This is a genomic window from Priestia sp. JV24, assembly GCF_025910025.1.
In the GTDB taxonomy this organism is placed as follows: Bacteria; Bacillota; Bacilli; order Bacillales; family Bacillaceae_H; genus Priestia; species Priestia megaterium.
In genome coordinates this window covers 75,176-95,347 of record NZ_JAPCIN010000015.1, presented here as the reverse complement: position 1 = coordinate 95,347, position 20,172 = coordinate 75,176, and the positions used below count along the sequence as shown (strand labels likewise).

Below are 20,172 nucleotides of genomic sequence, written 5' to 3'. Positions count from 1 at the left end.
TGAATTTCCAAAAGCCCTCATTTTTCATCGAGAACATATCCATTTTATGGAACATCATCAATTTATCCGAAAACGGTGAAAAGTCGAAGTAGTAATTAAATGATCAGGAAAGGATGGCGCTGGTAAATTATCTCGATGAAGCTTTTCAATATAGCGTTCCGTGCTTTATTTGTCAGATCTTCACCTTTTACAAATAAAGCACGGAAAATAAAAAGAGCTGTTTTATACGTCGTATTTCTCACGTATAAAACAGCTCCGCCTGTTATTCACTTATTTTCATGAAGCTCTATTGTCTGCATATTATTCACTGCGTTCAATTACTAGTTAGCTGGACTTCTTTCTTATCTTCATTTTCTTCTATTTCCGCTTCTTTTATATTCACAAAAGGTTGATCAGCAACGGTCACAAGCTCGCCGCCGCAAGCATGGCGAACAACGGTTACTAGCTCTGGAAAAGCGGGGAATTTGCCGTATAACGTTTTTAAAGGAAGTGCACCTTTACATATCTTACTGTTATGTGGTTCATACCCTTTGAGCGTATCAAGCAATAATTGTTCGCCACTTTCCGTCAATTTGATGTAGGTGTTTCTTTTATCATTTTCTCTTTTGAACAAGTGCAGATATCCTTGATTTTCTAATTTTTTCGAAAAATTAAACGCTGTAGAGATATGCATAGCTCCTAAACTAGCTAACTCTGACATAGAGATTTCTCCCGTGTTACTAGCTAAACATAAAATATGATGCTCATTTACGTTTAGTCCATAAGGTTTCACCCATTGCTCCCAGTCATCTTCCGCAGCTCTCCAGATGGCTTTACTTACCTGCATTAATTTGAATCCAAACAATGATGCATCTTTTATTGTGTATTCACTTTCTTGTTCTTGTTTCGACATACTATCATTCCTTATTTGTAGGCTGTTGTAAGTTAGTTTATTTTTAAAACGCGTAAAAACATTTTTATTTCATCTAATTTATCAGTATACCTACAAAATCAGACGAAAAAATACACGTACAGTTTAATTTATCAGCTTTATTCCACAAAATTTCTACAATTCTGAAGAAGTGCATACCAACTAAAAAGAGGTACTTACTTTATTTTCATTAAAAAAAGTAATACGCGTCTTTTTACTTACTAATAGATGATGCGGATTCCAAGTGAGCAAATGCTTGTTCTAAGTCTGCAATTAAATCTTCCGTATCTTCAATTCCTACAGATATGCGAACCAGTCCTTCGGATATGCCAAGAGCTTTACGTTCTTCAAGCGTACATTCTACGTGGCTAGTCGTTCTTGCTGGTCCATAAATTGTTTCAACCGCTCCTAAATTGCCGGCTTTATTTGCATACGTTAACTCTGGCAGCAAAATTTTAATAGCTTCCATTTCTCCTTTTAAAACAAAGCTTAATATTCCGCCAAAGCCTTTCATTTGTTTTTTGGCAATATGATAATGAGGGTGTGTTTCCAATCCAGGATAATAGACGGCTTCAACCGCTTCTTTCTTTTGAAGAAATTTAGCAATTTCCAAAGCGCTTTGCTCTTGTTGACGTATACGTAATTTTAACGTTTTCATTCCTCTTAAAATAAGATACGCTGACATGGGATCCATGGTCGCGCCATTGATCTCACGGTAGTGATACACATGCTTCATTAATTCTTTAGAGCCGCATACTGCTCCTCCTAAGGCATCCGCATGTCCGCTTAAAAATTTTGTTGCGCTGTGAATGACAAGATCTACCCCTAATTGAAGAGGGTTTTGATTAATGGGTGTTGCAAACGTATTATCAATAATGACGACTGCCCCTGCAGATTTTCCTGCTTTTGTTATTCTTTCAATATCAATAATTTTCATCGTAGGATTTGTAGGTGACTCTAAATATAGCACTTTACACCCTTTATTTACTTCCGCTTCAATTTCTTCACGATTTCCCGTATTGCATAAGGTTACATCAACTCCGATGTTAGGAAGGAACTCAGTGAAGATTTTATTTGTTCCTCCATATGTATCTTTTACCGATACGACGCGGTCTCCAGGTTTTAAAAACGTGTATAATGTGCTGCTAATAGCCGCCATGCCGGAGGAAAATGCGACCGCTTCTTCTGCTTCTTCAAGTATCCTTACTTTTTCTTCAAAAGCTTTAACTGTAGGATTACTCATGCGATTATACGTATAGCCTGGTTTGTTTCCTAAAGCAACTTCTTGCCATTCGTCTACATCATCATAATTGTAAGCTACGCTGAAGACGACGGGAACTTGAGTGGCATTGTAAGCAAGGGATTCTTTTTCTCCTGCCCATACCGCTTTTGTTCCGTCTTGTACATTTTTAAACTGTTTGTCTGTCATTCACTCATCACCTCTGATTTTATTAATTAGATAATGATTAGATTATATATTGTATACAATATACTGTATATAGTACAGAATAATCTGATAATAAAATAACCATACTTACCTTATTCAATTTAAAGAGGTTAAGACATAACGAAATGAATCCAATCTAAAGACGAACAAATAGGATAGATGAGCTGAACCGCTTATGACACGGCAGTTGATTTCCGTGCAAGACTTCGCTTTACGCGGGCGCTGAGCCACCTCGTCGCATACGCTCCTGTAGGGTCTCATTTGTTCCGCTTTTCCCGCAGGAGTCCTCGTCTTGCCCTCCAATCAACTGCTAGAAGGACCTAAACAAAACGAACATATGTTCATGTTAACAAAAAAACGAACCACTAATCAAAAATTTTGATCAATAGTTCGTTTTTTACTTCGTCTAAAATATTTTTGTCCCAGCCTCTTTTTTTATTCGGCTTTCACTAAAATTTTCACTTGTTCTTTTTCTTTTAACAATGTCTCAAAACCTTCTTCAATCATATTCTCTAGCTTGATACGTTTTGTCACCAGTTTATCAGCCGAAAAATAGCCTTTTGCCATTAAACTAATAACCGCTGGAAATACATCGCGGTAGCCAATAATACCTGTTACTGTACGCTCTTGTAAAACGATTGTTTGGGGATGAATGGACGCTTCTTTTTCAAATATGCTAACAATCATTGTCTCCCCGCCACTTTTGGTAGAATTAATAGCTTGAGTTAAAACTAAGGGAACACTTGTCACTTCATAGGAAACGTCTACACCTCCGCCTGTGCGCTTATGTACTTCTGCTACGGGGTCGTATTCTTGCGGGTTAATGGCAATCGCCCCAAGTTCTTCAGCTTTCTGTCTGCGCTGTTCCGATAGTTCGATCGCATAAATTTCAGATGCACCAGATGCTTTTAACGCTTCAATAACTAGCAAACCGATTGGCCCCGTCCCAAATACGGCGGCTTTATCTCCTACCTTTAGTTTGCTTTGACGCACAGCATGAAGAGCCACAGCTGAAGGCTCTACGAGAGCTCCTTGCTCGTAAGACACCACTTCCGGTATTTTATGAATCATTTCTACCGGTATGGAGGCATACTCAGAAAAACCTCCGCCACCTCCGGCAAGACCATAAAACCCCATTTTATTACAAAGATTATACTTTCCTTGTTTACAGTTTTCACACTCTCCGCATGCATAGATAGGTTCTACCACTACTCTGTCTCCGACTTTTACATTCGTAATACCTTCTCCGATTTCTACAACGTGTCCAGAAAATTCATGCCCCAGTACAACCGGCGCTTTATCTTTGCTTAATGGATGGAGGTCTTCTGTAGGAATAAAAATGGGTCCTGCCGTGTACTCATGCAAATCACTTCCGCAAATTCCACACCATTCTACTTTAATTTTCACTTTTCCTTGAGAGACAGTAGGTTCTGCAATATGTTCTAACCTTACATCTTTAACGCCATGCCATCTTAATGCTTTCATTCTACTCAGCTCCTATCCTTATTTAAAAATTTAAAACAGCTACGAACTCTCAGCTTACAAATTGAATTTTTTTAATCTGTTATAAAATGTACTTCTTGGTATATCTAACAGCTTAGCGGCAAGTGACACATTTCCCTGTGTTTTACGTAAAGCATCCATCATTAAGTCTTTTTGAACTTTTTCACGAAATGTGAGTACGGGGAGGGACGTAAAATCATTGTCTTCTATTTCTTGTGAAGTATCAGAGTTAGAGATGTTCTTTTGGCCACCAAGATTTAAAGAACTCAAGTAATTCAATATCTTCTCTTTTTCTGCTTCTGTTTTAAGCGAGATCTTCAAGCGTTCAAGTACATTAAATAATTCTCGAATATTGCCGGGCCACTGATAATCTATTAATTTATCTACTAATTCCTTGGGGAAATTCATATTCCAAGCATTCTTTTGACAAAAGTAGCGCATCAGATGTGGAATATCTTCTTTCCTTTCTCGCAAAGGCGGAACATGCACGGGATACACGTGGAGCCGGTAATATAAATCTTCGCGAAACTTCCCTTCACTGACAAGTTGACGAAGATCTCGATGAGTAGCGGTAATAATCCGGATGTCTACCGGAATTTCCTGATTACTTCCAACAGGCGTTACCTTGCGCTCTTGCAATACTCTTAACAAAGAAACTTGCATAGAATGAGGAAGTTCACCTATTTCATCAAGAAAAATCGTACCGTGATTAGCCTGCTCAAACTTTCCTTGATATCCTTGACGCCGTGCTCCTGTAAATGCTCCATCCACATAGCCAAATAATTCACTTTCCATAAGTTCTTTCGGAATAGCACCACAATTAAGAGCAATAAAAGGCCCGTTTTTACGCGAGCTGTTTTCATGAATTGTTTGAGCTATTACTTCTTTTCCGGTACCTGTTTCCCCTAAAATATAGACAGTTGTATCCGTAGGAGCCGCATGCTTTATTTCTTCTAGTGTTTGCTGAAAGGAACGGCTTATGCCTGCTTCTCCTTTAAAAGAAAATGATTGAGCAGGGATCTGTGTAGTTGTTTGGTTGTGGTGCGCTTCTTCTGATAAATAAATAATCTTTCCAATAGAATGACCGTGTCTTTTTGAGGTTACAGGCACTTCCATCACTATACGAAATCCCTCTTGTACAATCGTATTTAACTGCAGACCTGACCATTTTGGTATACATTCTCGCACGGTTTTGCTTGCTCCCACAATCACTTCTTTGTAATTGCAAAGCAACAAGAGCTGTTTGCTATCAACAAAATTCATAGAAGCGTGAACCAACTCAATTTCGTCTTTGTGCATTCGAATGCTTAACTCCCGCTCAATTGTATACGCAATGGACGTAACCATCCCAAGTGTATAAGGGTGAGCTCTGTTTACAGGACAAGAAATATTAATAATCCCAATTAAATTTCCGTCGTCATTTCGAACAGGCGCTGCCGAACAGCTCCATTGATGCGAAGCAATCGAATAATGTTCTGTACCCGTTATCATAATAGGCTCTTCCGTTTGCAGAGCCGTACCGATTGCATTTGTGCCTACTTCTTTTTCTGTCCAACAGGCACCTTCCACAAAATTAATTTTCCTTGCTTCATTCAGTGTAAGTCTATTTCCTGTAATAGATAAAATATAGCCTTCTGGGTCAATTAATAAAGCAACCATTCCTAAGTCCGCCGCTGATTGTCTGATTCTTTCTAAGTGTGGCAAAGCCGTCTCAAGAAATAAAGAGTTCATTTGTTTTCGAGAATGAAAGTCTTCATTTCTTAAAATCGATCTGCCTTTATCTAGGTAAGGATTAACATCTGCGCTTTTACAACGATGCCATGACTTTACAATAATGTCGTTTAATCTTGAAGATTCAAGTGCTCCTTCGTTTACAAAACGTTTCCATGTGTTTAAAGAAAGTGTGGATTCCATTTCTGACCTCTCCCCTATAAACTTAATTGAATATAGTAAATCAAGGCTTGTTACCATTATTATAAATCACAAAGAAAACGTTATCATTACCAAATGATAGATTTTTAACCTCACGTTATGTAAAAATTAATAAAGAAACTAGACGAGGATGCAGGAAAACTACTATACCGCTTCCGTGATTCCTTCATCCTCTAGTTATCTTTTTGAATCATTCATTTTTACTTTTCATCCTCAAAGAGTTTAATAACTTGGGCACTTGCGTAATCAGGAGTGAACGGCCTGACCCGCCGACTGCAAAAGAGCTTCGTGAATGGCTTCAGATAATGTAGGGTGGGCAGCGATAAAGTCTTCCATTATATCTGTGGTCAGCTCTCCGTGCATCATAATGGTTCCTTGTCCAATTAATTCTGTAGCATATGAACCTACAATGGAAAGCCCAATAATTTCATTAAACTGCGGTTCTACGATTACTTTCACTTTTCCAACGGACTCATTTGCAATCATTGCTTTACCATTTGCCGTAAACGAGAATTCTCCGACGCGAATATCGCCGTATTCGCTTCGAGCCTGCTTTTCTGTCATACCGACACTTGCAATTTCAGGGTGAGTATAAATACAGCGGGGTACAGCTCGATAATTTACGCTCTTATCTTTGCCGCATGCGTGCAAAGCAGCAACTGTGCCTTCATGAAAGGCGACATGAGCAAGCTGAATTCCGCCAACTACATCTCCACAAGCATAGATATTAGGTATATTCGTTTGCATATGCTCATTAACATCAATTCCTTGTTTTGAAAAATGTACGCCAACCTGTTCTAAACCCAAACCTAGCACTCTAGGTTTTCTTCCAATTGAAATTAATGCATACTCAGCCTTCAGTTCATGCAGCTCTTCTTTATGTTTAAATAGAGCTGTTTTATCTTTTGGCTGCATTTCTGTTAACGAAGAGGATGTATAAATTGCCACGCCTTTTTTCTCTAATTCTTCCTGTAACGTAAATGCGATGTCGGCATCTTCACCAGGAAGCAGCTGATCTGCCGCTTCCACAATCGTTACTTTTGTTCCCATTTGGCTGTAAATGCTTGCAAATTCACATCCAATTACACCCCCTCCTACTATTAAAAGAGATGAAGGGATAGCAGGCAGCGACATTGCTTGTTTACTGTGAATGATCCACTTTCCATCAAAAGGAGCAAATGGCAGGCTAGCAGGTTCTGAACCCGCAGCAATAATAAACTGTTCAGCCTCTATCTCTTCTACGTGATTTTCGTTTCGCACGGCTAGACAATGATTTGTCAAAAAAGAAGCTTCTCCTTTTATGACTTTAATACTGTTCTTTTTCATCAAATAGCTAATTCCCTTGACCAAGTTTTTAACAATGGTTGTTTTATGATGCTGAACGCCATCCCAGTTAATTTTCACTTGTTCTAAAGGAAGATTGATGCCGAATTGCTCAGCTTGCTTGATTTTCTCGTAGGCTTCCGCGCTTGCTAATAATGACTTTGTTGGCATGCAGCCCTCATTTAAACAGGTTCCACCTAAATCTTTTTGTTCGATTAACGTAACTTGTTTTCCTTGCCGGGCGGCAGTGATTGCCGCCACATATCCTGCTGGACCGCCGCCAATGACAACTAAAGGTTTCACGGAATGCACCCCTTTCTATAAGAGTAGTAAAATAGGTTGCTCTAAGTATTGTTTAATAGTTCCAAGGAAATTAGCTGCAGGTGCTCCGTCCAGTACGCGATGATCAAACGTCAGGCTTAAAGGCAGCAAGTTTCTTTTTTGTAATTCGTCTCCTTTATACATCGGTACATCTTCAGTAGCTCCAACACCAAGAATTCCTGTTTCAGGCGGGTTTAATACAGGTGTAAAATACTCTACTCCGTAAGCACCGAGATTAGTAATAGTGAATGTAGAACCTTGCATCCTATCAGTGCTCAGTTGACCTTGCCGAGCATCTGCTGCTCGTGTTTTGATCTCTGCAGCTAATTCAACTAACGACATCTTTTCAGCATGTTGCACAACAGGGACTACTAACCCATTCTCTAAGGCTACGGCCATTCCAAGATGAACATGGTTATAGAGATGAATTTCGTTATCTATATAAGCACTGTTCATTTGTTTATGTTCTTGAAGTGAAAGAACAACAGCGCGAGCAATAAAATCAGTTAGAGATATCTTCACCTTATGGCGTTGTTGGATCACATCTTTGATTTCCCGTTGCAGAGACAGCAAATCCGTCACGTCAGCTTTCATATTAATCGTTAATTGGGCACTGTTTAATAAACTATTATGCATTCGACTTGCAATGACTTTTCTCATACCCGCTACTGGAAGCGTTTCTTTTTTTATAGCTTTATCTATTTCTGCTGGTGGACGACTCGCTTCTGAAGCTCTTTCCGCCAGCACTTTCTCTACATCCGCTTTGGTGATTCTTCCTTTTGGTCCTGTGCCTTTAATCGTTTCAACATTAAGGTTTTCAGATTCTGCTATTTTCCGTGCAATTGGTGAAATAAGCACCGTTTCTTTGCTCTTCTTTGATGAAGCTGCGTTTGCTGGCGGCTCTTCTAAAGAAATAGTGGCAGCTACTTCGTTTTTGGGAGCCTGGAGCTCATTTGCTAAACTGTTTTGCTCAGTAAGCTGCTCGTTTGGCTTTCCAACATAACAGATAATCGTTCCAGGAGGCACCCCTACATCTTCTTGCACAAGAATATCAAGAATCACACCGTCCTGCGGAGCTTCAATTTCCATTTCTATTTTTTCAGAATTAATGCTTGCAATCATATCTCCTTTTGAAACGGAGTCTCCAACTTTTTTATTCCATGTCGAAACGGTTCCTTCTTTCATTGCCATACCTAGTTTTGGCATTACAACCTCTGCAGCCATTTGATTCATCCTCCTTTCTCTTTACTTACACGCTTAAAAGCGATTTATCTCCTAGTAACTCCGATACAACTTCAATTACTTTTTGCGGTGTTGGCAGATAAATATCTTCTAATGGAGGTGAAAATGGCACAGGTGTATGTGGCGCTGTAATTCGTTTAATAGGTGCATCAAGCATGTCGAATCCTTTATCAGCAACTAGCGCAGCAATGTCTGTTGCTATGCTGCATCTTGGGTTGGCTTCGTCAATAACAATTAATCGATTCGTTTTTTCTACAGAAGAAAGAATCGTCTCTTCGTCAAAAGGGGATAGACTTCGCGGATCGACTACTTCTACGTCAATTCCTTTGTGAGATAATTGATCTGCTGCTGTAAGTGCAGTATTTACTTGTTTGCCAATCGCTACAATAGTTAAATCCGTTCCTTCGCGTTTCACGTCCGCTTTTCCTAATGGAATCGTATAGTAGCCTTCAGGAACCTCACCTTTCATGTTGTACAATGTTTTGTCTTCAAAAAAGATAACCGGATCATTGTCTTCAATTGCTGCTAATAATAAACCTTTTGCATCGTAAGGATTAGAAGGGACCACTACTTTAATGCCAGGAATGCTAGTGAACAAAGCGTACAAGCTCTGAGAATGCTGAGCTGCAGCTCTAAATCCAGCTCCATGAGTCGTTCGAATTGTAACAGGCACTTCTGCTTTTCCTCCGAACATGTATCTAAATTTTGCGCCTTGATTCAGCACTTGATCTAAGCAGCATCCAATAAAATCATTAAACATTAATTCTGCAACCGGTCTTAACCCCGTAGCTGCCGCTCCCATTGCAGCTCCTATATAAGCTGCTTCTGAAATAGGCGTATCAAGAATTCGTTCACGTCCAAATTCTTGCACAAGCCCCTTTGTCACTCCAAGGACCCCGCCCCACGCCTCATCATCTTGCAGGTGGTCAATTTCCGCTCCGCCAGCTACATCTTCTCCCAGCAGAATCACATTCTCATCTTTTCGCATCGCTAGTTTCATTGCTTCATTGATAGCTTCAGACATGCTTAATTTTCTAGTCATCTTCTTTTCCCCCTTTAATTAGTAAGATACATAAACATCTGTTAATAGTTCGGAAGCATCAGGATAATCGCTTGTTTCTGCTAGCTCAACCGCGCGTTTTACTGCTTTTTCTACATCACCTTCAATATCTCTGAGCTCTTTTTCTGTTACTACTTGTTCTGAAAGCAAATAGTTTTCAAAAAGAGCAATAGCATCTTTTTCTTGGAGATGTTCTTTCTTTTCACTGCCTGATTTATACGTTTGTGCGTCTCCTTCGAAATGCCCGTAATTTCGATACGTTACACATTCAATTAACGTTGGGCCTTCCCCTCTGCGAGCTCGTTGAATAGCTTCTGCAGCTGCTTCATAAACAGCCATCACGTCTTTTCCATCCACTCGTACGCCTGGAATGTTGTAAGCTGCGGCACGGTCTGCAATCGTGCTGCAGCTTGAAGCATAAGAAAATGGAGTTGCCTCTCCGTAGCCATTATTCTCAGCAACAAAAACAACAGGCAGTTTCCAAATGGCTGCTAAGTTAATTCCTTCATGAAACGTTCCTTCATTGCCCGCTCCGTCTCCAAAAAAGCAAACGCTTACATCTTTTGTCTTTTTATACTTAGCAGTTAAAGCAGAACCGCATGCAAGCGGAAATCCTCCTCCTACAATTCCATTTGCTCCTAAAATTCCTTTATCTAAATCCGCGATATGCATAGATCCGCCTTTTCCTTTGCCTAACCCGGTTACCTTCCCAAATAGTTCAGCCATCATCCCATCCAAATCGCCGCCTTTAGCAATACAATGACCGTGTCCACGATGAGTGCTCGTAATACTGTCATTGTCATTAAGGTGAGCGCACATTCCAACCGCTATCGCTTCTTCACCTGCATACAGATGAACAAAACCAGGCAGTACACCTTTTGCAAAAATTTGATGTACTTCATCTTCAAACTTTCGAATTTCTACCATTTTCTGATACATCCAGCTGGCTTTTTCTTTCGTAAGCTTTTCTGTTTTATTTTGAGCAGTTTTCATTATGGTAAGCCTCCTCATTTGATTATCAAACTTCACTTAATTACTCTTGCAAGTACCGTGCCAACATGAAAACCGCTTTATCTTAGCAATCCATTGTTTTATTTGCTCTCACAAAGTTAGACAAAATTGGACACTGTTCCAACTTTGTCTAACTTTGTCCCATCTTAGAGGAATCAATTATGTAAACTGAATTTAAGGTGCATAATAAGCGTGTGGGTTGAAAATCACATGAATAATTAGCAAGAAAGCTTTTATGTAAATATGATATAATGCTGAAGGAATCGTCTTCATTTTGAAGAACACCAAAGCTTTTAAAGGAGGTTGGTTAAAGGAAAGCGGATTTTATAGAAGTTTCACCGTAAAGTTGGATGTAAATTAAACGATGAAAGATGAGGTGAAAACCTGGAAAACATCCAAAGTTTGCGTCATCTACACTTCGCGACGTCTAGATGACATATCGCCAGGTTACAGTTATGCACAATGCAATTCAACACATTACAAGTTTCCATGTATACGCAGCCATTATTATATTTATCATTACATATTTTCTGATTATGACTGAAAAGATCAATCGCGCTTCAGCAGCTCTTTTAGGTGCTATATTAATGATTTTGTTAGGCATTGTCGATTTTAATAATGCTATTACCGAACATATTCAGTGGGAAACAATTGTCCTTCTTATGGGTATGATGATTTTAGTTGGCATTACAAATAAAACAGGCGTGTTTCAATACGCAGCCATCAAGTCTGCTAAAATTGCTAAAGGGGATCCGGTTCGAATTCTAGTTATTTTATCGATTTTAACAGGCGTCGGCTCAGCTTTTTTAGACAATGTGACAACCGTGTTATTAATTGTTCCCGTTACATTTTCGATTACTACTATCTTAAACATTAATCCTTTTCCGTTTCTTATATCAGAAGTGCTGTTTTCAAATATTGGAGGAACGGCAACTTTAATAGGCGACCCGCCTAATATCATGATTGGGGCAGCGAACCCTCACCTTGATTTTAATGCTTTTTTATTAAATTTAACTCCTGCAGTGCTGATTATCGGTGTTGTTACACTGGGGATTCTTGTTCTTATCTATCGTAAAAAGTTAAAAGTAGAAGATAGTAAAAAGCAAGAGCTAATGAGTTTAAATGAAAAAGATTATATTCAAGATTCTGTTTTAATGAAAAAATCGTTAACTGTATTAGTATTAACGATTCTAGGTTTTACCCTGCATTCTGTTTTGCACATTGATGCGGCTATGGTAGCCATTACGGGTGCTGCTGTACTACTGGTAATTGGATTAAGAACTCATGATGAAGTAGAAAGCGCATTTGATTCTGTTGAATGGACAACGATTATTTTCTTTGCAGGTTTGTTTGTTCTTGTCGGAGGCTTAATTGATGTAGGCATTATTAAAAAGCTGGCTGCTGGCGCGTTAAACGTTACAGACGGCAATATCGCACTGTCAGCTTATCTGATTTTGTGGATTAGCGGAATTGCTTCAGCTGTTATTGATAACATTCCTTTTGTTGCTACAATGATTCCACTTATTCAAGATATGGCTCATGGAATGGGAATGAGCCCTGATTCTGCTCAAATCAATGTACTATGGTGGTCATTGGCTCTAGGAGCATGTTTGGGAGGAAACGGTACGTTAATTGGAGCATCTGCCAACGTCATTGTAGCTGGCATGGCTGTAAAAAAAGGACATAAATTTTCGTTTATGGATTTTTTGAAAATTGGAGCTCCAATTATGCTTGTATCTCTTTTGATTTCAACGTTATATATCTTTCTTCGCTATCTTTTATTCTTGTAAGAAAAGAGCAATTAAAATTTACATGAACAGTAAAAAGACTTCTCAGCTGAGAAGTCTTTTTTGCTCTAGATATATGCGTTCAAGCAGCCCAAACGAAGTTGATAATAAAAGCGGCGCTAATCATATACATAATCCAGTGAATTTCCTTCGCCCTGCCGGCTAACAATTTAACGAATGTATAAGATAAAAACCCTAGCGCTAAGCCTTCGCCGATACTAAACGTTAACGGCATCAAACTAATAGTACAAAAAGCAGGCACAGCATCTGTTATCTCGTCTAAAGGAATGTTTTTTATTTCTGTCAACATGAGAGCTCCAACCATAATTAAAATAGGCGCTGTAGCAAAAGAAGGAATAATACTAATTAATGGCGTAAATAAAAGACTCACTAAAAACAATATGGCAACGACCAGTGCTTTAAGGCCCGTTTTGCCTCCTTCTGCAATTCCCGCAGCGTTTTCTACATATGCGTTCATTGCAGTAGATCCCATAGCAGCACTGGCTACAGTCGCAAGAGAATCTGCCACAAGCGCTTTATCTAACCCCTTAATTTCTCCTTTTTCATCCATTAATCCAGCTTTTTTAGATAATCCAATCATCGATCCTAAATTATCGAATAGCTCCACAAGCGTAAATGAAAAAATAATAGAGAAAAGACCGTAATGGAGAGCAGATTTAATATCCATTTGTAAAAAAGTTTCTGACATGCTCGGCATTGAAAATGACACAACGCTGCTGATGCTTTTAGGTGCTTCTACTATGCCCAGCACCATCCCGGTAATTGATACTAGCAAAATGCTAATCAGGGCAGCTCCTTTAATTTTTCGAGCAGTTAATACAGTTACCGCGATAAAACCTAATAAAGCAAGGAATGGACCCGGTTTTGTAAGCTGACCAAGAGCTACTAAATTTTCTTTGTTGCTTACAATAATGCCTGCTTGCTTAAAACCGATAAAAGCAATAAATAGACCGATTCCAACAGAAATAGCACTTTTTAAAATAGCGGGTATCCCTTCAATAATCTTCTTGCGTAAGCCTGTTATCGTTAAAATAAAAAATACAACCCCTGAAATAAATACGGCTCCTAAACCTGTTTGCCACGTTAGCCCTTCACCCAATACCACTGTATACGTAAAAAAAGCGTTCAGCCCCATTCCTGGTGCTACTGCAATAGGCATGTTCGCCCATAATGCAAACAAAAGAGTAGCAAAGACAGTGGCAAAAATCGTCGCTGCAATTGCCGCTTCTTTTGGAATGCCTGCGTCTGCTAAAATCGTCGGATTAACAAAGATAATATAGCTCATCGTCACAAAAGTAGTAATTCCAGCAAGAATTTCTGTTTTTACATCTGTTTTGCGTTCGGTTAAATGAAACAGCTTATCCAACCATGAAGGGTTAGGTGCTGATTTTTTTATTAGTTCCATATGCTGAGTTTCAACTTTTTCATTTATCGCCACTTGCTTTTCACTCCTTTAATGATCGATTGGATTTTTTTAACTAGTTTTTACAGCCCCTTTATTAACAAGTGTATATGTAGCCATTTTTCCACTCCTTTTTTATGAAAATATCTATAAAAAGAGCCGTGAAAACAGAAGGAAACCCTTCTATCTTCACGGCTCTTTGCTTCTGTAAACAGAAGATAAGCATCCGTCTTTTACGTGTTTTGCGAAACAAACGATTTCATCGAACGTTTTGCCATTTATATAGAGAAGTTATTTAAAGCAAATAACTGTACAAGAATTCTCTGTAACAGGATCATAATCTCTAAATAAAGAAGTGACCTCGATATCAAATAAAAGCTCCACTTTTTGCTTTAGCATTTTTTTATATTTAGTCGACAAAGCGGCATCAAGAGACATCACTAATTCTCTATATTCTTCACTAAGGGCTTCTAGTGCCGGCATTCTTTTTGATTGAGCTAGAATAAGAATTTTATTATCAATAATATCTACTTTTTGAGTATTCACACCTACATTAAAAATCTCTTGGCTAATTTGAGTATACAAAGTAGCTATCTTCTTTTTAGAGATCGGCTCCATATGCTTCACCTTTTTCATTGTTAAAAATGTGTTTTGCTATATTGTTTTCACTTGATTATTGTCCTTTGACCAGCTGCCGATAAATTCAGGCTCATCATAGTCAAAGAAATTAGTTAAATTCTCATGGCGATTATCAATAAAAAGCTGATTGGCGACTTCTGAGACGAGCTTTGGTATCGCATATTTTAGCCCTGAAAGAGCGGATGCAGAAATTCCACAGCTAATTAAAGCGGAATAATTAAAAGCAAAAAGGCCATATACCATTTTTTGACCTTCCCTATTACGACTTAAAAAAGCAAAGCCGTTACTAAGGTAAGGATGGGCGTCCAATACTGGGTTGGCAATTTCATGCGGTGCTTTGTAATGATCGCTCCAGCGGGCGATGTGTTTTTCAACAAGGCGTAATTCTGGACGAAGAGCCGGATCAGTTAGAAGCCCTGTGCTAATAATTAAATAGTCAAATGTAAAGATTCCCTGAGGAGTTGTTACAACTGCTTTGTCCTGTTTTTCTTCGACATCCAGCCACGGTGCATGTAGGTGTAAATGAAAACCTGGCCATGAGGAAGCGCGTCCAAATGTATCATTCGTAGGCGGCTGGTTGTATTCGAAAAAATGAGCCATCACTTCATATTTTTCAGCATCTGACAAAGCGTGGAAACGTTCAATCATTCCTGAAGCTTCCATTTGTCTGATTGGGTTAATACGCGGAAGTTCTTTTCGGCGAACAAATACATGAGCTTCAGCAACCCCTTCAGAAAGCGCATAGTTGGCATTGTCAAACGCGGAAGCTCCTCCTCCTAAAACAGCTACTTCTTTGTTCTTCAACGTAGTAAAATCAATGGTTTGGGAAGTGTGAGAATAAAGATGAGGCGGCAATTTTTCAGAAATCATAGGCGGGACATGCCACTCTCCTCCTCCTTGAATTCCTGTAGCTAGTATAACTTTACGTGCCATCAGTGTAGGACATGTAGCTCCATTCCCTTCAATATGCAAGCGATGAATACCTGTTTCCGTCGGCTCAATTAACGTTAATTTTATTTCATTTGCCACAGGAAGGTTAAGAATGCTCCGGTACCAGCGTAAATAATTCATCCACTCTCCTCTTGGAATTTTGTCAAGAGCTTCCCAGCCCTCTGAGCCAAATTGTGCTTCCCACCACGCTTGAAACGTAAGCGAAGGCATACCTAAATCGATAGATGTTAAGTTTTTGGGTGTTCTCAGCGTAATCATTCGTGCATACGTTTCCCACGGACCTTCTAAACCCGAACGGTTTTCATCAATAACAAGAATATTTGACACGCGTTCTCGCAGCAAGCCAAAGGCCGTTCCTAACCCGCTTTGACCTCCTCCAATAATGATTACATCGTATACGTGTCCACTCTTAGGGATAATTGGCTGTACTTCTGTTAGTTTCCTGAAGGAAAGGTAAGAAAGATCGGTTTCTACTCTTTTATTTAAAGCTTCTAAGCTCATCGTTATCTCTCCTTTCAATAAAGTTTCTCCGTGATAAAAAGTTCATTTTATATCTAACATAAAATGATAGGTTTTGTAACATCATTTGATTTATATTTATATTATCACTTTTGGAATATGATTGTATCTCCATTCTCTCTAAAGTTTTTTTTGCAAATTGTATAAAATCACTAATATAATTTTTTATATCTTATGTATGAAAGCATATTTACATTGTTTAAAAAGAAAAAACCATTACAAAGCTTAGTGAAGAAAGCTTTTCTGACATCAAATTTAAGGGAAACATGTGCGAGTTTGTGACAGTTATTTGTTAATTACGCTCTACTACTTGACTATCCTATTCATCAAATCTATAGTCATAATTAGTAACTCAACAAAGGGAGTCAACGTATGAGAAATTTATTTAAAATAACAGCTATATTTACAACGATTGTTATGTTTATTTTAATGATTGCCGGCAGTCTGGTCACAACCACAGGATCTGGATTAGGGTGCGGAAACGAGTGGCCATTGTGTAACGGGCAGTTAATACCCGAATACGCAGTAGCAACAATGATTGAATATACGCATCGTTTGATTACCGCATTTGCAGGTCTTCTTGTTTTAGCATTTTCTATTTGGGCTTGGATTCGTTATCGCAGAAACCGTGAAGTGAAAATTTTAGCGATTATGAGTATTGCATTTATCGTTATCGAGTCATTGCTCGGGGCTTCTGCAGTTATCTGGCCTCAGTCAGCTGAGGCGCTAGCACTGCATTTCGGTCTTTCGCTTATTGCGTTTACCGGTGTATTTTTACTTTCAATATTTGTTATTCAAAAGGATCGTTCGGATCATTTTATTAAAGGAGCGGTTACAGGCAAATTTAGATGGCTCGCATGGTTTACGCTTATATTTACCTATTGCGATATTTATTTAGGTGCATATGTGCGTCACAAAGGTGCAAGCTTAGCGTGTACAAGCTTTCCTGCTTGTTATGGCAATACTTTTATTCCAAAGCTTTCAGGAACAACGGGCATTCATTTTGCCCACCGATTTGCTGCTCTTGTGCTGTTTGTTCTTATCATTTGGATTATGGTATCTGCCATCAAACAGTATAAAGAAACCCGCCGTGATATTTACTACGCGTCCATCATTGCGGTTGCTTTAACCATTGCTCAAATATTTAGCGGTATATTTGTTGTCATGTCTCGTTTAAATGTCTTTGCTACACTGTCTCACTCGGCATTTATTACAGCGTTATTCGCTACCCTTAGCTACATTTGTGTACAGACTTTAAAAGGAAGAAGACATTAAAACAGAAATAACTTAAAAAACACGTGCAGTTCATAACTGCACGTGTTTTTTTTGAGTTAAGCTAGTTCTATTCCGCCTGTAATTCCGTAAACTTGAGCTGTTACATAGCTTGCATCCGTTGAAGCTAAAAATACGTATACATTTGCTAACTCTACCGGCTGACCAGCACGCTGTAGAGGTGTATCTTGTCCAAAGCCTGGAATAGCATCGCTTGGCTGCCCTCCAGAAATTTGCAGCGGCGTCCAGATAGGTCCTGGAGCAACTGAGTTGACGCGAATACCTTTTGGAGCTAGTTGCTTGGCTAGTCCGCGAGTGAATCCGTTAATGGCAAACTTTGTAGCTGCATAATCTAATAGATTAGGACTTGGGCTATAGCCTTGTACAGAACTTGTGGTAATAATCGAAGCACCTGCTGGTAAATAAGGCAGCGCTGCTTTTACGGTCCAATATAAAGAGAATACATTTACTTCAAAGGTTTTGCGCAGCTGGTCCGTTTCTAAATCAGCAAGATCTTCTACTGCCTGCTGTTTACCTGCTACGAGTGCTAAAACGTCTAATCCATCTAATTCTTTATAAGCTTTTTCTACTAGCTCCTTGCAAAAAGATTCTTCGCCTACATCACCAGGTATGAGTACTGCTTTTCTTCCTTCTGCTTCAATAAGCTTTTTTACTTCTTCTGCATCCGCTTGCTCTTGTGGCAAGTAATTAAGCGCAACGTCGGCTCCTTCTCTTGCGTAAGCAATAGCTGCTGCTCGGCCAATACCTGAATCTCCGCCTGTCACAAGAGCTTTTCTGCCTTTTAATTTACCTGCACCTATGTAACTGTTTTCCCCGCAGTCCGGGATGACGTTCATTTCTTTTTGTACACCAGGCGGTTCTTGATACTGTTTTGGATAGTCTTCATGGAAATATTGAGTTAATGGATTATTTAGTTTTGACATATTCGTCACTCCTTTATTAATGAATCCTTAACCAACTAAGGGAAAGTTTTCTATATACTTGTTCTTCCCGTCCTCTTCTTTAGTAAACATGCTTGATGTCTATTATCCTCACTTTTCTTTCATTACCTTTTCCCTTCAATCAACAGCTAAAAACAGCTGCATACGTGAAACCTACGTTTACCATCACAATAAAAAAATCCGAACGAGTCGAATTCTCTATTAAGAATCTCGATTCCTCGTTCGGATCTTCTTTCAACTAAAATACATTTATCTCCCCTCTTTAAATAAATGGTGAGAGCTTTGTATTTTGCTGTGAACAATAATCTTTCTTTCTCGTCTGTGCCCGCTACTCTGTTAGTTCCACTTGTAAAGGCTTTGATTCTTCTTCGGCTTCTTTAGGAGTGCGAACGATTAACACATCACATTTGGCATAGCGTAAAATATGCTGAGATACGCTTCCAATTAAAATGCGCTCTACTGCATTTAACCCCGTTGCACCGCATACAATTAAATCAACGTGCTTATCAGGAGCAATTTTTTTAGATATTTTTGTTTTAGGAGAACCATGTTCAATTAATGTTTCGACTTTCGTTACTCCAGCCTTAATGGCTAGGTTACTATAGTTGGTTAAAAGTTCTTCAGCAAATTTCTCTGCGTCTTGAAAGCGTGTATCCGTATAGAATGCATAAGGTGATGGACTTAGCGCCTGTATGTCGATAACGTGACAAATTATCAAATGAGCGTTATTTTTTTTCGCACTGTTAACTGCTTTTTTGAATGCCCACTCCGCTTCTACGGAACCGTCTACTGCTACGAGGATGTTACGATAAGCCATATTCATCATAATCTCTCCTTTGTCTTTCGTTTATAAAGAACTTTCTTTGCTACACTTTTATTGTACTTCTTGCGCAAACGAAAGTATGTGATTTTTATCACAAGTTAGAGGAATTAATAAAAAATAGAGCCGTGCACATCGTACACGGCTCTATTTTTATTGAACTTGAGAGTTAAAAGTCATGATCCAAATAGATCCTGCTACAATCGTAATAACAAAAACGATTCCAAGTATTAAAGCCATCACATTATAACGGGGCTTCTCTCCGTCTTTAATATGCATGAAGAAAAACAGTTGAATGAAAAATTGAAGCACGGCCATTCCTAGAATACTGGCTAATAATATATTTTTAGCAAATACATGGTTTAGTACCAGCATCAGAGGAATAACGGTTAAAATAATCGAGAAAATAAATCCTATTGTATAAGCTTTTAATGACCCGTGGTTCTCCATCTACATTACCCCCATTAAATACACAACCGTGTAAAGGAAGATCCAGACGGCATCAAGAAAATGCCAGTATAAGCTGATAATCGTCACTTTTCGCTTTGTTACAGAGGTAATTCCGTATCGTTTTAACTGGATTGTAATTGAAATCATCCAAATGATGCCGACAGAAACGTGCAGCCCGTGCGTACTAACTAGCGTATAGAAAGCTGTAAAAAATGCGCTGGTGGAAATGGTTGCTCCTTTGTGAACCATTGTTTGAAATTCATGAATTTCAAGGCCAACAAAGCACATACCTAAAAGCAGAGTTACGATTAGCCAGCCAATTAAAGGCTTTATTTTTCCCTTGTGCATGCTCAGCACAGCTAATCCGCTCGTAAAGCTGCTCGTTAATAAGATAAACGTTTCAGAAACAAATCCTGGAACTTCAAAAAATTCCTTTCCTGTAAGGCCTCCCGCAGTATGATTAACAAGAACGGCATACGTAGCAAATAATGCTCCAAATAAGATGCAGTCCGTTACGAGGAAAAGCCAAAAACCTATAACTTTGATTCCTTCATCATGTTCATCATGATGTTCTTCGTGGTGCGCTGTCGCATATGCCAT

General features: G+C 38.9%; 17 protein-coding genes and 1 pseudogene. 2 read left to right on the top strand and 16 right to left on the bottom strand.

What is annotated here, in order from left to right; all coding sequences use genetic code 11:
- Window positions 1-313: 313 nt before the first annotated feature.
- The 9 genes and pseudogenes from OK414_RS09785 to OK414_RS09745 form a co-directional block, all read right to left on the bottom strand.
- On the bottom strand, window positions 314-892 hold the full coding sequence (locus OK414_RS09785; protein ID WP_205662740.1) for an HTH-type transcriptional regulator Hpr: 579 nt from the start codon (window positions 890-892) through the stop codon (window positions 314-316).
- A 232-nt stretch (window positions 893-1,124) separates the two neighbouring features.
- Window positions 1,125-2,339, bottom strand: coding sequence for a cystathionine gamma-synthase family protein (locus OK414_RS09780; protein ID WP_263045551.1), 1,215 nt, complete (start codon window positions 2,337-2,339; stop codon window positions 1,125-1,127).
- A 128-nt stretch (window positions 2,340-2,467) separates the two neighbouring features.
- A pseudogene (locus OK414_RS09775) lies at window positions 2,468-2,664 on the bottom strand (hypothetical protein).
- A gap of 128 nt (window positions 2,665-2,792) precedes the next feature.
- Window positions 2,793-3,842, bottom strand: a complete 1,050-nt coding sequence (locus OK414_RS09770) for a 2,3-butanediol dehydrogenase (RefSeq protein ID WP_263045550.1) — start codon at window positions 3,840-3,842, stop codon at window positions 2,793-2,795.
- A gap of 54 nt (window positions 3,843-3,896) precedes the next feature.
- On the bottom strand, window positions 3,897-5,774 hold the full coding sequence (locus tag OK414_RS09765; protein WP_263045549.1) for a sigma-54-dependent Fis family transcriptional regulator: 1,878 nt from the start codon (window positions 5,772-5,774) through the stop codon (window positions 3,897-3,899).
- A gap of 264 nt (window positions 5,775-6,038) precedes the next feature.
- On the bottom strand, window positions 6,039-7,418 hold the full coding sequence (gene lpdA, locus OK414_RS09760) for a dihydrolipoyl dehydrogenase (protein WP_263045548.1): 1,380 nt from the start codon (window positions 7,416-7,418) through the stop codon (window positions 6,039-6,041).
- A gap of 15 nt (window positions 7,419-7,433) precedes the next feature.
- Complete coding sequence (locus tag OK414_RS09755) at window positions 7,434-8,660, bottom strand: dihydrolipoamide acetyltransferase family protein (protein WP_016763770.1); 1,227 nt, start codon at window positions 8,658-8,660, stop codon at window positions 7,434-7,436.
- Between the two features lie 25 nt (window positions 8,661-8,685).
- Window positions 8,686-9,720: an alpha-ketoacid dehydrogenase subunit beta gene (locus OK414_RS09750; RefSeq protein WP_013082775.1), complete on the bottom strand. Its 1,035-nt coding sequence runs from the start codon at window positions 9,718-9,720 to the stop codon at window positions 8,686-8,688.
- 18 nt (window positions 9,721-9,738) lie between these two features.
- Window positions 9,739-10,731, bottom strand: coding sequence for a thiamine pyrophosphate-dependent dehydrogenase E1 component subunit alpha (locus tag OK414_RS09745; RefSeq protein ID WP_034652824.1), 993 nt, complete (start codon window positions 10,729-10,731; stop codon window positions 9,739-9,741).
- A 473-nt stretch (window positions 10,732-11,204) separates the two neighbouring features.
- Here OK414_RS09745 and OK414_RS09740 point away from each other — a divergent pair, with 473 nt between their 5' ends.
- Window positions 11,205-12,539: an ArsB/NhaD family transporter gene (locus OK414_RS09740; protein ID WP_013082773.1), complete on the top strand. Its 1,335-nt coding sequence runs from the start codon at window positions 11,205-11,207 to the stop codon at window positions 12,537-12,539.
- A 79-nt stretch (window positions 12,540-12,618) separates the two neighbouring features.
- On the opposite strand, the gene OK414_RS09735 is transcribed toward OK414_RS09740, so the two are convergent.
- From OK414_RS09735 to OK414_RS09725, 3 genes are all read right to left on the bottom strand, one after another.
- Entirely contained in the window at window positions 12,619-13,995 is a 1,377-nt protein-coding gene (locus OK414_RS09735; RefSeq protein ID WP_263045547.1) for an NCS2 family permease, read from the bottom strand.
- Window positions 13,996-14,250: 255 nt separating this feature from the next.
- Entirely contained in the window at window positions 14,251-14,577 is a 327-nt protein-coding gene (locus OK414_RS09730; RefSeq protein WP_205662733.1) for a Na-translocating system protein MpsC family protein, read from the bottom strand.
- Between the two features lie 36 nt (window positions 14,578-14,613).
- Complete coding sequence (locus OK414_RS09725) at window positions 14,614-16,050, bottom strand: NAD(P)-binding domain-containing protein (RefSeq protein ID WP_263045546.1); 1,437 nt, start codon at window positions 16,048-16,050, stop codon at window positions 14,614-14,616.
- A gap of 390 nt (window positions 16,051-16,440) precedes the next feature.
- Between OK414_RS09725 and OK414_RS09720 the strand changes: the two genes are divergently transcribed.
- The gene (locus tag OK414_RS09720) at window positions 16,441-17,343 is read left to right on the top strand and encodes a COX15/CtaA family protein (RefSeq protein WP_263045545.1); all 903 of its coding nucleotides are present in this window, start codon (window positions 16,441-16,443) and stop codon (window positions 17,341-17,343) included.
- A gap of 56 nt (window positions 17,344-17,399) precedes the next feature.
- On the opposite strand, the gene OK414_RS09715 is transcribed toward OK414_RS09720, so the two are convergent.
- From OK414_RS09715 to cyoC, 4 genes are all read right to left on the bottom strand, one after another.
- Window positions 17,400-18,284 (bottom strand): SDR family oxidoreductase, encoded by an 885-nt coding sequence (locus OK414_RS09715; protein ID WP_016763765.1) that lies wholly within the window; start codon window positions 18,282-18,284, stop codon window positions 17,400-17,402.
- A 346-nt stretch (window positions 18,285-18,630) separates the two neighbouring features.
- Window positions 18,631-19,125 carry a universal stress protein gene (locus tag OK414_RS09710; protein WP_026106550.1) on the bottom strand — a complete coding sequence of 165 codons (495 nt, stop codon included), beginning with the start codon at window positions 19,123-19,125 and terminating at the stop codon, window positions 18,631-18,633.
- A gap of 150 nt (window positions 19,126-19,275) precedes the next feature.
- Window positions 19,276-19,572, bottom strand: coding sequence for a cytochrome o ubiquinol oxidase subunit IV (gene cyoD, locus OK414_RS09705; RefSeq protein ID WP_013056574.1), 297 nt, complete (start codon window positions 19,570-19,572; stop codon window positions 19,276-19,278).
- On the bottom strand, window positions 19,573-20,172 hold the full coding sequence (gene cyoC, locus OK414_RS09700; protein ID WP_205662730.1) for a cytochrome o ubiquinol oxidase subunit III: 600 nt from the start codon (window positions 20,170-20,172) through the stop codon (window positions 19,573-19,575).